12 protein-coding genes and 1 tRNA gene are annotated in these 12,710 nt (G+C 69.6%); 3 read left to right on the forward strand and 10 right to left on the reverse strand.

All coding sequences use genetic code 11. The features are described from left to right. Positions 1-924 (forward strand): HAD family hydrolase, encoded by a 924-nt coding sequence (locus tag IE136_RS00220; RefSeq protein ID WP_229818608.1) that lies wholly within the window; start codon positions 1-3, stop codon positions 922-924. Positions 925-957: 33 nt separating this feature from the next. Here IE136_RS00220 and IE136_RS00225 read toward each other — a convergent pair whose 3' ends face one another. The 3 genes from IE136_RS00225 to IE136_RS00235 all read right to left on the reverse strand — a co-directional run bounded on the left by IE136_RS00225 (position 958) and on the right by IE136_RS00235 (position 3,481). Further along, complete coding sequence (locus tag IE136_RS00225; protein ID WP_158986934.1) at positions 958-1,185, reverse strand: FmdB family zinc ribbon protein; 228 nt, start codon at positions 1,183-1,185, stop codon at positions 958-960. 93 nt (positions 1,186-1,278) lie between these two features. Next, on the reverse strand, positions 1,279-2,604 hold the full coding sequence (locus tag IE136_RS00230) for a hypothetical protein (RefSeq protein WP_189599080.1): 1,326 nt from the start codon (positions 2,602-2,604) through the stop codon (positions 1,279-1,281). Positions 2,605-2,713: 109 nt separating this feature from the next. Continuing rightward, positions 2,714-3,481 (reverse strand): DUF4097 family beta strand repeat-containing protein, encoded by a 768-nt coding sequence (locus IE136_RS00235; RefSeq protein ID WP_158986929.1) that lies wholly within the window; start codon positions 3,479-3,481, stop codon positions 2,714-2,716. 164 nt (positions 3,482-3,645) lie between these two features. On the opposite strand from IE136_RS00235, the gene IE136_RS00240 reads away from it, so the two are divergent. Beyond that, positions 3,646-3,720 (forward strand) — tRNA-Val (locus IE136_RS00240). Positions 3,721-4,119: 399 nt separating this feature from the next. Next, entirely contained in the window at positions 4,120-5,133 is a 1,014-nt protein-coding gene (locus IE136_RS00245) for a hypothetical protein (protein WP_189599081.1), read from the forward strand. 60 nt (positions 5,134-5,193) lie between these two features. On the opposite strand, the gene IE136_RS00250 is transcribed toward IE136_RS00245, so the two are convergent. From IE136_RS00250 to IE136_RS00280, 7 genes are all read right to left on the reverse strand, one after another. Continuing rightward, positions 5,194-6,339, reverse strand: coding sequence for a tyrosine-type recombinase/integrase (locus tag IE136_RS00250; protein ID WP_189599082.1), 1,146 nt, complete (start codon positions 6,337-6,339; stop codon positions 5,194-5,196). Next, on the reverse strand, positions 6,339-6,536 hold the full coding sequence (locus IE136_RS00255; protein ID WP_189599083.1) for a helix-turn-helix domain-containing protein: 198 nt from the start codon (positions 6,534-6,536) through the stop codon (positions 6,339-6,341). The genes IE136_RS00250 and IE136_RS00255 overlap by 1 nt, the downstream gene beginning before the upstream one ends. A gap of 171 nt (positions 6,537-6,707) precedes the next feature. After that, on the reverse strand, positions 6,708-7,943 hold the full coding sequence (locus IE136_RS00260) for a DUF3631 domain-containing protein (RefSeq protein ID WP_189599084.1): 1,236 nt from the start codon (positions 7,941-7,943) through the stop codon (positions 6,708-6,710). A gap of 346 nt (positions 7,944-8,289) precedes the next feature. Further along, the gene (locus tag IE136_RS00265; RefSeq protein ID WP_189599085.1) at positions 8,290-9,180 is read right to left on the reverse strand and encodes a bifunctional DNA primase/polymerase; all 891 of its coding nucleotides are present in this window, start codon (positions 9,178-9,180) and stop codon (positions 8,290-8,292) included. Continuing rightward, the gene (locus IE136_RS00270) at positions 9,177-9,902 is read right to left on the reverse strand and encodes a DNA cytosine methyltransferase (RefSeq protein WP_189599086.1); all 726 of its coding nucleotides are present in this window, start codon (positions 9,900-9,902) and stop codon (positions 9,177-9,179) included. Before IE136_RS00270 ends, IE136_RS00265 begins: the two co-directional genes overlap by 4 nt. A gap of 84 nt (positions 9,903-9,986) precedes the next feature. After that, complete coding sequence (locus IE136_RS00275; RefSeq protein WP_373308958.1) at positions 9,987-10,478, reverse strand: hypothetical protein; 492 nt, start codon at positions 10,476-10,478, stop codon at positions 9,987-9,989. Between the two features lie 213 nt (positions 10,479-10,691). Further along, positions 10,692-12,710: hypothetical protein (locus tag IE136_RS00280; protein ID WP_189599087.1), on the reverse strand; the 2,019-nt coding region annotated here is incomplete at its 5' end.

Here is a 12,710-nt window from a genome sequence, read left to right on the forward strand (position 1 = left end):
ATGGTCGCGAGCGACCTCGACCGTACGCTCATCTACTCGTCCGCCGCGCTCGCGCTCGGCATGCCCGACGCGCAGGCGCCGCGGCTGCTCAGCGTCGAGGTGCACGAGAGCAAGCCGCTCTCCTACCTGACCGAGGACGCGGCCGCGCTCCTGGAGGAGCTGACCGCCGAGGCCGTCTTCGTCCCGACCACGACCCGTACGCGCAAGCAGTACCAGCGCATCCAACTCCCCGGCCGGGAACCGAAGTACGCGATCTGCGCCAACGGCGGGCATCTGCTCGTCGACGGCGTCAGCGACCAGGACTGGCACGAGAGCGTGGTCCGCCGGCTCGCCGACGAGTGCGCGCCGCTCGCGGAGATCCGCGCCTACTTCACCGCGACCACCGACCTGTCCTGGGTGCGCAAGCACCGGGTGGCAGAGGATCTCTTCGCGTACCTGGTGGTCGAGCGCGAGCGGCTGCCGGAGGAGTGGCTCAAGCGGTTCGGCGAGTGGGCGGAGGACCGCGGCTGGACGGTCTCGCTCCAGGGCCGCAAGGTGTACGCCGTGCCGAAGCCGCTCACGAAGAGCGCGGCGATGCGGGAGGTGGCCCGCCGCTGCGGCGCCGGCCTGACTCTGGCGGCGGGGGACTCGCTCCTCGATGCGGACCTCCTCCTCGCCGCCGACCGCGCCTGGCGGCCCGGTCACGGCGAGCTGGCCGACACCCAGTGGACGGCTCCGCACCTGGACGTACTCGCCGAGCGGGGTGTGGCGGCGGGTGAGGAGATCCTGCGCCGCTTCCTGGGCTCGGTACGGGATCACCGCGCGTCGGTACCGGCCCAGGCCGGGCCCGGCGTCACGGTCCCGGTTCTGGGCGCGGTCCCGACGCCGGTGTCGACGCCGGAGGCCGCGCTCGGCGGCTCGGCGCCGCTGCCCGGCCCGGCCTGACCTGCCCGGGTCTGAGCCTGAGGCTGAGCGGCGTCAGCCGCAGCAGCCGCCGCCGCAGCAGCCACCTCCACCGCCGCCTGCGCCCCCACCGCGGCTCGCGGCGGTGGGGGCCGCCGTACCGCCGACCGCGACGGCCGAGAGCAGCTTGACGGTGTCGTCGTGGCCCTCGGGGCAGGCGGCCGGGGCGGAGGACTCGGCCATGGGGCGGTTGAGTTCGAACGTGTCGCCGCAGATCCGGCAGCGGTATTCGTAACGAGGCATGCCCACCAGGCTAACGGGCGGCACAAGGCCGGTGGGCGGCGCGAGTCGAGCCCGTGCGGCGCCGACGTACGACGGCGGGCGTGCGGCGGGCGGCTAGCGGCCGGCGCGGGCCTTGCCCCCGCCCCGCTCCTCCCGGATCTCCTCGACGACGTGGGCGGCGGTGGCGCGGATCGCCTCCAGCTCGACGAGGAAGTGCCAGTAGTCGGGGTGGCGCCCGCTGTCGAGCGCGGCGATCGCCCGGTCGAGCCGCCCCACCGCGTCGTCGAGGGGGCGGGCATGACGCGGGTCGGGGGTGGTGCGGCCCGCCATGGCGAGACGCTGGGCGTCGCGGATCGCGAACCGCGCGCGGTCGGTCTCCTGCCGCGGATCCTTGGCGACGGCGTCGAGACGCCGGAGCCGGTCCCCGGCGGCGGAGACGGCCTCGTCGGTGGCGTTGAGCAGGGAGCGTGCGGTGGTGAGGAGGCTGGTGGCGTCGGGCCAGCGCTGCTCGGCGCGGGCCTTGGCGGCCTCGTGGAGCCTTTCCTCGGCCTGGTGGACGCTGTGGGCGGCCTGTTCCGGAACGTGCTGGAGGTCCTGCCAGCAGGCGGCGGAGAAACGGCGCCGGAGTTCGGACAGGACGGGTTCGACCGCCCCGGCCCGGGTGGTGAGCGCCTCGGCGCGGGTGCGGAGGGAGACCAGGCGCTTGTCGATCTCGGCGGCACGCTCGGGCAGCCGCTCGGCCTCGACGCGGACGGCCTCGGCGTCCCGCACGACCTGGTCGGCGCGCTGCAGGGTCTCGGCGACGCCATGACGGCCGGCCCCTTCGTTGAGCCTGGTCAGCTCGGGCCCGAGGGCGGCGAGACGGGCGGCGAGATCATCTGCTCTCAGACCGGACTGGCGCACCGTGTCGAGAGCGGTGCTCGCGCTCCGGAGCGCCTGGCGCGCACGCTCGACGGCGGGGGCGAGCCGGGCGAGCTGTGTCTCGGCCTTGTCGAGCAGCGGCCCGAGCCCCTGTGCGAACCGGTCCAGCTCCCCCTTGACCCGTACGAGCTCGTCCTTGGCGCGCGTCAACTCGGTCCGGGCCCGGTTGGCCGTGGCCCCGTCCAGCTCGTCCCGGTCGAGATCGTGCGCGTCGACGGCGGTGATGTAGGCGTGGCTGACCTCGTCGATCCGCTGCCCCAGGGCCGCGAAGCCGTCGACGGCGCGGCGGGCACCGGGCGAGTCGTCGACGGCCGTGATCGTCTCGATGGAGAGGCGCAGGTCCCGCTGGGCGGTGTCGAGTTCGTAGAAGGCGGCGGCGGCATCGTCCTTCGCGGCCTGCGCTTCGGCCCGCTGACTCTCCCCCCGGCCGCCGAACCAGCGTCGCGTACCGCCGCCGGCGAAGGCGGCTGGGACGAGGGCGAGGCCGAGGAGCGGAAGCGCGAGCGCGAGCCGCAGCATGGACGTGCCCCTTGCGTGAGTCGCCGCCACGTCCCTCTCCCGTGCTGTGATCGCCGCGCTGCCCGGTCGGTTCATTCTCCCACCAGGTAGAGACGAACACACCGGCCCTTTAGTTCGCGTTGCGGACGACGACTTCCCCGTTGTCGCTGCGCGCGGTCACGACATGGGCGCTGCCCTTCCGGGTCGGCACGTCGATCCTGACCTCGCCGTTGTCGCTGCGCCCGTCGACGTCGTACGAGGCCTTGGGCAGGGCGATGTCGATCTCGCCGTTGTCGCTGACGGCCTCCACCCGGCGCGGCACGGCGCTCAGCGAGAGCCGTACGGCCCCGTTGTCGGAACGCGCGACGACCTGCCCGGACGTGGTGCCGCCCTCCACGACGACCTCGCCGTTCCCGCTGGTGAGATCGAGGGCGCCGGAGGCGTTGCGCACGACGACGTCGCCGTTGTCGGACCGTATCTTCAGGGCGGTGTCGAAGCCGTCGGCCGTCACCTTCCCGTTGTCGTCCTCCACGGTGACGGCGACCCCTCGGGGCACCTGGATCCGGTGGACGGAGTCGCAGTCGCTCGCCACGGCGTCGCACTCCACCCGCAGCGTGAGCCGCCCGTCCTCCAGCTTCCAGACGGCATCGGGCCCGTCCCCCATGAACACCCACCCGTCGACCTGCCGGGCGATCCGCACGTCCTTGATGTCGGCGGGCACGATCTCCAGCTCGGAATTGTCGGCATCGATCGTGAGCACACCCCCGGAGAAGGCGAACGCCTTCTTCTCCACGGGCGCCCCCTCGACATCCGCACCCCCGCACCCCCCGACCCCAAGTGCGACGACGGCGACCCCGCCGAAGGCGAGGAGCGTGCGGATCCGACGACGAGTGCCCATGACGATCAATCCCCCAGGTGAACCGCTGACAGTCCCCCCAAGCTACGGCGCCCCCTCACCGACCCACGATCCGGCGGCCCACCGTCCCGGGGTGGGGCTACCCCCCGGGAGCATCGGTTTGCGGGACCCACCCATGGGCCATGTACGCTGTTGCCTCATTCCACGGGTGCGTAGCTCAGGGGTAGAGCGCTGCTCTTACAAAGCAGATGTCGGCGGTTCGAAACCGTCCGCGCCCACCAGTGCAAAGGCCCCCGCAGCTCACCGCTGCGGGGGCCTTTGACGGTAGTGGCTGACGGCAGCGGCCAACCTGCGTCGCTGCTCGGCGCGCCGGTGCGACCTGCGGCCCCATGCCGCCTGCTGGGGTGCGCTGTTCGGCTAACTCGTAAGGCGATCTGCCGCATCGACTCGTGAGAGCTGTGGTCGCCGCCGGATCCTGCTTCGCAGTCCGACGTGTCTGCAAGGCCTGACAGCTGCCCCGGCCTCGTACCCACGCGACCCCGGCATGCTCGTTCCTTCAAGTCGTTCGGCGCCACACCCTAAGGCGAGGGGGGACACCGTTGTGCGGAGTGGCGCATGGATGTTGGAGATGCCACGCTTGAAAGTAGGTGCGAAGTTGCCCACAGAAATCGGGAGTCGCAGTGGCTTCGAACTCGGAGGAGGACGAGCGAGTTAGCCCGCCCGATGACGGAAAACCGGAACCGCCTCCAACGCGAAGGGCGTTCTGGCATTGGATAGCTCATGTTGTACCACCAATAGTAGCTCTCTCGACAACCCTTGGATCTGCCACCGCACTCATTGGAATTAGTGGCAGCAAGGGGGATTTTTCGACTGTCATTCGATCCGAAGAAACGACGTTCATAGTCGCCTCTTCAGTGTTTCTACTCTTTGGCACCCTGGCATCTTTCAAGAGTGCTCAACGGGGCATCGAATCTGCTGTGACCGGTATGGTTTCCGTTTGCCCGGTTCCGGCGCTGGTGCTGATCCTTGTGCTGCTGGCAACGGTTGCGGTCACGGTGGTTATAGCGACGACCAATCGCTTGCTGGCTGGCGGCGTCATCATGTCTTTCGCCATGCTGCGCCTCTCGTTTCGCCTAGCCAACAGGTCGCCCCAGACGTGGACCTCAATGAAGTTCCACATAAAAGCTGAAATGTTTTTTCAATCAGTTGCGATGGTTTCGCTCGGAGTCGCTGCGGCTCTCATGATTTCAGGAATTCCGAATAAAGGATACGAACTCGCGCCCCGGGTTGCCCTATCTGCCACTCTAGTCCTCGCCTCTGTAATTGCGGCCAATAGGACGGCTAGTCGTGGGAGGAAGGTTTGCACACGAATCTGGTCGGACGTGAAGGACGTGGTGCGAGCTCAAGAGGTGCTGCGCCTCGCTGCTGGTGACGGTGGTGAAAGGTTAAAGAAAATCCAAGAGTTTAAGGAGTGTGTAGATTCCCTGGAGGCCGCTTTGCGGACGTGTTTCGACACCGGGTATAGGATGTTGGGTACCACGGTGCTTCCAGAGAAGGAAATAGAGGCACTCATTGAAAGGCTCGGTAGGTTGCCTGACGTTTATGACGCCGGCTCGCTCGAGTGGATGGACGCAAAAGAGGATCTGACTCGGGTTTCTGCGGCATGCCATCCTTGGATCGACGTCGCGGCGTAAAGGAGGGCAAGTGCAGAGGTGGCACCAAGTGGTGCCACCTCAAGTCGCTCGGGATGTAACTCACTTCGTCCGGCGTCGGCGTTGCAACAGTCGGTCCATGTGACCCATCGCCTCCCTCCGGTGCTCGTCGGAGACGTGGGTGTAGATGTTCATGGTGACAGCGATCTGAGAGTGCCCCAGGATCTCCATCACGACCCGCGCCGGCACGCCTGCGGCGAACAGGAGCGTCGCGCACCCGTGCCGGGCGTCATGCAGCCGGATACGGGGGAGCCCCGCGTTCTCCGAGATGCGCTGGAACGAACGGCTGAGGTTCATCGGCTCGATGGTGCGCCCGGTGCGAGTCGTGAACACGTAGTCACTGGCGTGCCACTCGTGTCCGGCCGCCATGCGCTGCGCGTCTTGCCGCAGACGCTGCCAGCGCAGCGGCGGCACGCACATGAGCGGGAGAGGAACGACACGGGTGCGGCGGTTCTTCGTGGAGTCGGCGTACAGCTCGTTCTGCACCCGCTGGATCTGATTCCGCACGGTGAGCGTGCGACGCTCCAGGTCGATGTCCGACCAGCGCAATCCCAGAACCTCTCCTCGGCGCAGTCCGAGGGCCACGGCCAGGACGAACGCTGCGTACAGCGGATCCGCCCTCGCTGCCTCCAGGAACGTCGTCGTCTGCTCCAAGTCCCACGGCTTCAGCTCCCGCGGCTGCACCCGAGGGGCCGGTACGAGCTTGACCACGTTCCTGCTGATCAGTTCCTCTCGGCAAGCGGCACTGAGCGCACTGCGCAAGACGCGGTGTGACTCCTTGGCCGTGGCCGGCGAGGCCTGCGCCGTCACGGCCGTGAGCATGCGGCGAACATCTGCCGCACCCAGGTTCTCCAGGCGCTTGGAGCCGATGTGCGGGATCAAGTAGAGGCGGACGTGAGTCTCGTACTTGGCGTACGTCGTCTTCTTGCGATCGTCCTTGACGAACTCCTCCAGCCAGTAGGGGAGCCACTCGGAGAGCTTGGCGGAGCGGGTGGGCGTCGGAATGCCCTGGCGGTCGCGCAGGACGAGTTCCTGACGCTTGGCGTCGCACTCCTCCCACGTGGCTCCGTAGACCGTCTTCCTCTTGCGCGTGCCGTCAGGCTGAGGGACGTAGACCCGGGCTTCGTAACGTCCGTCCTTACGCTGCCAGATGCTGCCGGCGCCGTTCGGGTTCCTCTTGCGTGCCATCAGGCAGCTTCCTCCAACTGGGTCTCGATAAAGGTGCGAAGTGATTCGGCGGGTACTCGGCGGCACCGGCCGATCTTGATGCTCCTGAGCTGGCGCGAGCGGATGAGGTCGTAGACCTTGAAACGGCTGAGGCTCAGCGCCTCCATGACCTCGGGAACCGTGAGCGCAGTGTGGGTGGTGGGCAGGGCTGAACTCACTGCGGCCTCCAAGAGAGCGGGCACGTGCGTCGGCTTCCTTCTGAGGGATCCGCCACGTCCGCCACGCCGCCACATCGCAGGTCAGAGCCTCGGATGTGTGGCGGATAGCGGTTCTGTGGCGGATAGGTGCCGCCACACGCGCGGTGTGGCGGCACCTGACGGCGAGGGTGGTCAGCCCGCGACCGGGAAGAGGGGTGTGGCGGTTTCCGCAGACATGTGGCGGATGGCTGTGGCGGTATCCGCCACGGATTCACCCCTGCTGACCTGCGGTGTGGCGGATGTGGCGGACGTGGCGGATTCCTCCAGGGGCGGAGGACAGTAGCGGCTCCACGCGTCCGTGAGGTCTTCGGCGTAGTAGCCCTTCGGGAAGCCGGACGGAGTACGAATGCCCCGCGGCTTGATGGGCTTGTTCCCCGGGGTGACGTACTGGCCGAGCAGCTTCGCGAGGGTGCGTGAGTTGAGCGGCTTGTCGTCCAGGTCGCCCCAGGGGGCGTCGTCCATGCGGAGCAGGATTTCGAGGATGACGGCGGTGGGCATCCGGTCGGAACCGCAGAACACCTTGTCGCGCAGGTCGGTCAGCAGCCGGACACCGAGAGAGGCTTCGTCGTTGTCGTGGGCGGCGTGGACCAGCTCGACACACGCGGCGCGGGCCCGAGTGCGCCAGTCACCGCCAGCCGCGTCGGCGACGGCGAGCAGCGGCTCCCACACGTCGGCCGGCCGGTCCGTGACCCCCTCTGGCATGTCGGGCCAGGCGTTCGCGACGCGGTCGCGGACGGTGTCGGCCCACTTGGCGAGGCGGTCCCGCAGAGCATGGCCCTGCTTCTCGTGGATGCGCTGGCGGTAGGGCTCGACCTTCTCGTTCGGGGCGCGCTTGCGCATCCGGACGATGACCGAGCGGGTCAGGACGGTGTCGGGCAGCGAGCCGAGCCCGGCCATGGCCACGGCGCAGTACGAGCCGAAGACCTGCGCGTTCTGGTTGGAGCCGTCCCCGACGCACCGCAGGGCGCCGCCGATGCGTCGGTACCCGGCGTTCAGGAAGCCGCGCAGAGCCTCGTCCGCGCCGGCCTTCGGGCCGAAGATGGTGTCCACCTCGTCGAACAGGACGGTGGGCAGGCCCTCGGCGGAGTCGACCAGACGGTAGAGGGCGTTCGCGGACGCCGACACGGTGCTGACCGGCCGGGGCGTGAGCAGTTCCACGATCTCCAGAGCTCGCGACTTGCCAGATCCGGGCTCGGGGGAGAGGAATGCGATCCGGGGCGTGGTCTCGAAGCAGTCGATCAGGTGGGCGTGGGCGTCCCACAGAACCACGGCGACGTAGGCGGCCTCGGTGGGGAAGACGTTGAAGCGGCGGTGGAACTGCTCGACCTCGTCGAGCAGGGCGGCTCCGTCGATGGGCTGCGCGCTCATGCGGCATCCCTCCCTTCGATGGGGTTGAGCAGCGGGCACAGGTCCCGGTGGGCGGTGTGTTCGTCGATCAGGGCGAGCACCTGCCGCTGTCCGACGGCGCTGCGGTTACGTCCGCAGTCACACCGGGAGGTCGCTGTGGGAGTCACGCCACGTCCAGGCGCGCTGACGTGGAGCATCCCGACGATCCGGGGCCCGCCTGTCGGGTGCGGGTCAGGGATTGAAGGGACGGCCCAAGGGCCGACGACCTTCGAGGCGCCCACGGCTCGCGAGGGGCGCGGCTGTTCGGCGACGCCGAGACCGTCCGGGGTGCGGGTGATGCTTTTCAGGCGGGGATCCGGGCGGTGGCTCATGCCGTCTCCCGGGGCCGGGCGGTACGGATGGACCAGTCCAAAGCGCTGCGCAGGGTCGAGCGGCACTCGGCCGGCCGCAGCCCTGCAGACTCCCCCGCCGCCTGAAAAGCCTCCTCGACCACGTGCCGGTCGAGGTCGCCCCACGCCACGAGGCGCCCCACGGCGCGGGCGGCCCGGAACAACTCCGCCTCCCGCCCGCCCTCCTTGGCAGACGCGACGGCTGCCGTCTCGCGCTCCAGCACGACGTCCGCGTATCGGCTCGCCCTGGTCGGCATGGCCAACCGGACGGGCCGTACGGGTTTCTCCGGGGGTGTCAGGGCTTCCAAGAGCCAAGCGGGCAGCTCGGCGACCGGAGCGTCGTCGAGAACGTCGTACGAGCCGCTCGGGAGGGTGGAGCCGGGGGCGACGACGTATCCGCCCCACCCCCGGGTGTCGACCTTGGGGGCGAGCCTGCTCGCCGTCGACCTCAGCCGGACACCGTCCTGAGCGGCGAAGTACAGGTGCTCCCCACCGCCCGCAGTCCGCACCCGGTAGGTCGCCGGGACGGCCTGCCCGGCGCGCTCGCAGAGCGCCTCCAAGGAAGTGGCGCCGTCAGGCGTCCCCTTCACGTCCTTCGCCTTGACTGTGTCGAGGTCCACCACGAGCAACCCGGCCGGGCCGGTCGCGATCCCGACGTTGTACGGCCGCATGCTCCAGGCGGCCCGGATCAGGTCCGGATCCGTGGTCGCCCGCTGCTCGGGCACCAGGTGCCCGCCGGCGCACCTGCCGGTGCCGGGGCAGTTCGCTTCAGCGTGTCCGGCCGGCCGCTTGTCGCCGGGACGGAGCGGGAAGACGGGCCAGCCGCGCTCGGCGGCGGCAAGAGCGGCGTGGAGAAGGTGGTTGTTCATGCCGCCACCCCCAGCCGAGCCTGCGTCAGGAACGCTCGGCCGATCCACTGGCTGTAGGCGGGCGGGATGGCCTCGGTCAGTTCCTCGCGGACGTCGGTCCACGTGATGCCCATCGCGGCCTGCAACTCCGCAACGGACGGTTTTCCCCCACCGTTGCCGTAGGCGGCGACGTAGGGGCCGTCGAAGAACTCCCCGTGCCTCCAACCCCGCACCCGGCCCCGGTGAGGGACGTGCTCGGGACGCTCGGCGCTCCAGCGGCCGAGTTCGAAGTTCCGGTGCCGCAACACCCCGAGACCGAACATCTCCCCGCACAGGGTGAGGTCTTTGCGGATCTCGGCCTTCCCGTTGGGCTGCTCGATCACGTACGGAAGGCCCGACGCCTCCAGAAGGACGCGGGTCTCGGCGACCAGGTCGACGTGGACGCCACCCCAGCCCTGGGACCGGTTCGTGCCGACCGTGAGCGAGCACTTGCCCTGGCAGGGCGGGGAGGAGTGGATGAACGCGTACCGCTCGATCTCCCCGGACGCGATCAGGGCAGCAAGGTGTTCGAGGGCGTCGGCCCGGGTGAACGTGAAGGGATAGTTGGGGCGGGGGGCGATGTCGACGCCGTGGACATCGAATCCGGCGCAGCGGTAGCCCATGGCCGCACCGCCGGCGCAGCAGAACAGGTCCAGGAGTAACGGCCGGTGGCCGTCTCGCCGGATAAGGGTCGGATGGGTCATGCTGGAAGACCTCCAGGTCTTGAGTCGATCGGGAGATCGAGGGCGGCCCCAGGCTTTGGCGAGACGGGGGCCGCTCTCGGCGTTTCAGCGGTTGTTGATGGTTCCGTTGGCGCGGCCGAACAGGCCGGTCGCGGTGATGTTCTGGGTGATGTGCGTCGACGACCTGCTTCCGCCGGCGGCCTTGCGGGCGCCTCGGAGCAGCAGCGGTACGGCGATGACGGCGGCGACGAGGAGTGCGGCGGTGGACCAGAGTGCTTGGCTCATGGCGATGAGTCCCGGGGCTGCATAGGAGAGTCCGATTCCGGCGGCGGCCACACCGGCGCCGAGGGTGGGGGCGAGCAGGGCGGTGGTCTTGGCCCACGCAGGCACCGGCTGACTGACCGGTGCGGCGGCCGGGGGCGGCGTGTTGGGTTGGGTGTAGGCGAGAGTGCGCACCCCGTTGGGGAGGATGACCCAGCCGACGCCGGGCGGGATCTCAGCGGAGAGCATCTGCGGGTGCTGGATGTGCCCGACCGGCCCGTGGAAGCGGCGCTGGGGGACGGCGGAGGTGATCTCATACGTGGGTTCATGGGCCACGACTCGGGTCCTTTCAGCGCGGCGGGCGGTGCCTCGCTGTGAGGCACCACCCGCCGGGATGGTGACGCTTGGTGGTCGTAGTGGTCAGTGGCTAGTGGCTACTGGATAGTGGAATACGGGCTGTTCAAAGCCCCTGATGGCCACTAGAGGGCCGTTCTACTGGCTAGTGGCAAGTTGCCGGTATCCACTAGCCAGTAGCTCTCTGTAGAGCGCTCAGGCGTAGTCGGCATGGACGTATACCGAGTGCGGGCCGTTCTCCCGGTAGACCAGCTCGCCCCGCTCGACCGCCGCCTTCAGCGCGGCGCGGACAGCCTGGCGACTGCGGCCCACCATGTCGGCGACAGCGGAGGGCTTCATGCCCTCGGAGCCCGTCGCCGCGATCGCGGCGATCGCTTCGGGAAGCCACTCCGGGCCCTCGGAGTCGTTTCGGAGCGCGGAGAGGTTCAGCCCGGCCGGGGTCGGCTGTTCGGTCTCCGGGTCGGTGCTGGTGGGTTCGGGGGTGGTGGCGAACTGGGCGTCGATCTGCTCGCGGAAGGCCCGTGCGAGCGCGTCCGCTTCGGACTCGACCGCGGGCGGCTGCTCGGTGCGGAGAGCGGACAGGTTCAACCCGCCCGCGGTGTCGGCCGACTCGGCGGGGGTGCCCACGCTGGGCGTGTGGTCGTGGATCCAGGCGACGCGGGCGTGGTCCCAGCGGCGGGCGTAATCGGGCCCGGCCGCCTTCGCGGAAATGGTGTCGAGGGTGGGGTGGCGGTCGGAGGTGGCGGCGACGATGTCGCGGATCTGGTTGGGGAGGATTCGCCAGGACTTGAACAGTGCGGCGGGGGATTCGGGGGTGCTCATGAAGCCAGAGCCCTTGTAGGGGGCTTGGTCGACGCGCAGGCCGCGGGAGCCGGGGAACTGCTTGCTGAGGTCCATGCCCTCGGTCTCACCCCCGGTGAGGGCGACGCGGACTTTGGCTTCGCGGCGGATCATCAGGTCGCCGAGGACGGCGCCGGTGGCGCCGAGGGAGGTCAGGACGGTGCGGATGCCCATGGCGCGGGCGATCCGGATGACTTCGAGGATCTTCTTGGCCAGGACCTTGGTCGGGCGGTCCATGCTCGTGAGGATCTCGGCGCCTTCGTCGATGACGATCTCGATCTGCGGGATCTGTGCGCTGATCGGCAGGAGATCGGTGTTGGCCATGGACATGAGGTCCTGGTAGGCCATCTTGCGGTGCTTGGCGATCCGCACGGCCGCGTCCAGCATGAGCGCGGCTTCCTCGTGGGTGGAGGCGAGCCAGTCGACACCAGGCCGCATCCCCTCGCCGTCTCCGGTGAGGGCGGGGCGGACCCAGGGCAGGCCGGCCGATCCCGCGTTGAGGTCGATCACCCAGGTGAGCACGTCGGTGGCACGGGCGAACCCGGCGAGGATCGTTTGAACCATGTTCGTCTTGCCCGACCCGGTCGGCCCGACCACGAGAGCGCACTGCTCGCGCAGGTAGGCGTGGACCACGTCCGCGTTGGTCCGCAGCCCCCACGGAATGCCCGTGAGCAGGGACAGCGGGCCGTAGTCGGTCGGGTAGGTGACCTCCTCGGCGAGCACGTTCACGGTGATCACGTCGATCAGGACGCGGCCCTGGTCGATGCCCTGCAACGCGGAAGCGGTGCAGCCGTGCGGCAGCCGCGCGTCCGCAGACAGGCGGGCCGACTCCCGCGCGATCCGGTCATAAGTGGTTCCGCCCGCGGGGAGTTCGGCGTCGATCGTGAACCCGGCCCCGGTCGGCCACTGCTCGACCGCGAGGACCCGGACCGTGATGCCGCAGACGCGTTGGATCCGGTCGACCCACTCAGCCGCGATCGCCCGCCGCTCGGCCGACAGCTCGCGAGCGACCTGCCGTTCAGCAACGGCAATCGCCTCCAGCTCGCGGCCTTCCTCGTGGAGGAGGGTGGAGCGGGCGGCGGCGCCGAGGCCGACGCCGAGGGTGGCCAGGGAGCCGAGGGCGGCCCACGTGAGCGGGCCGGTGGTGATGGCCCAGGTGGTCCATCCGGCGCCGACCAGCCAGGACGCGGCGCGCATGGAGACGGTGCGGGCGGACAGGCGGTCTTTCAGGCTGGTGACGGTGTGGCCGATTGCGCCGGCGGCGCCGACGGCGAGGGCCCAGCCGGGGGGCATGCCGGTGGCGGCGCCGGTGGTGGCGACGGCGAGGGCTCCGGTGGTGGCGGACAGGGCGCCGGTCACGGGTCCGTGACCGGC

This window comes from Streptomyces lateritius, from assembly GCF_014649715.1.
Taxonomy (GTDB): Bacteria; Actinomycetota; Actinomycetes; order Streptomycetales; family Streptomycetaceae; genus Streptomyces; species Streptomyces lateritius.

Excerpts from the sequence above, each read along its gene's own strand:
- IE136_RS00225 (WP_158986934.1), bottom strand. The coding sequence starts at position 1,185 with ATGCCTCGTTACGAATACCGCTGCCGGATCTGCGGCGACACGTTCGAA.
- IE136_RS00270 (WP_189599086.1), bottom strand. The coding sequence starts at position 9,902 with ATGACCCATCCGACCCTTATCCGGCGAGACGGCCACCGGCCGTTACTC.
- IE136_RS00230 (WP_189599080.1), bottom strand. The coding sequence starts at position 2,604 with ATGCTGCGGCTCGCGCTCGCGCTTCCGCTCCTCGGCCTCGCCCTCGTC.
- IE136_RS00235 (WP_158986929.1), bottom strand. The coding sequence starts at position 3,481 with ATGGGCACTCGTCGTCGGATCCGCACGCTCCTCGCCTTCGGCGGGGTC.
- IE136_RS00265 (WP_189599085.1), bottom strand. The coding sequence starts at position 9,180 with ATGAACAACCACCTTCTCCACGCCGCTCTTGCCGCCGCCGAGCGCGGC.
- IE136_RS00220 (WP_229818608.1), top strand. The coding sequence starts at position 1 with ATGGTCGCGAGCGACCTCGACCGTACGCTCATCTACTCGTCCGCCGCG.
- IE136_RS00250 (WP_189599082.1), bottom strand. The coding sequence starts at position 6,339 with ATGGCACGCAAGAGGAACCCGAACGGCGCCGGCAGCATCTGGCAGCGT.
- IE136_RS00260 (WP_189599084.1), bottom strand. The coding sequence starts at position 7,943 with ATGAGCGCGCAGCCCATCGACGGAGCCGCCCTGCTCGACGAGGTCGAG.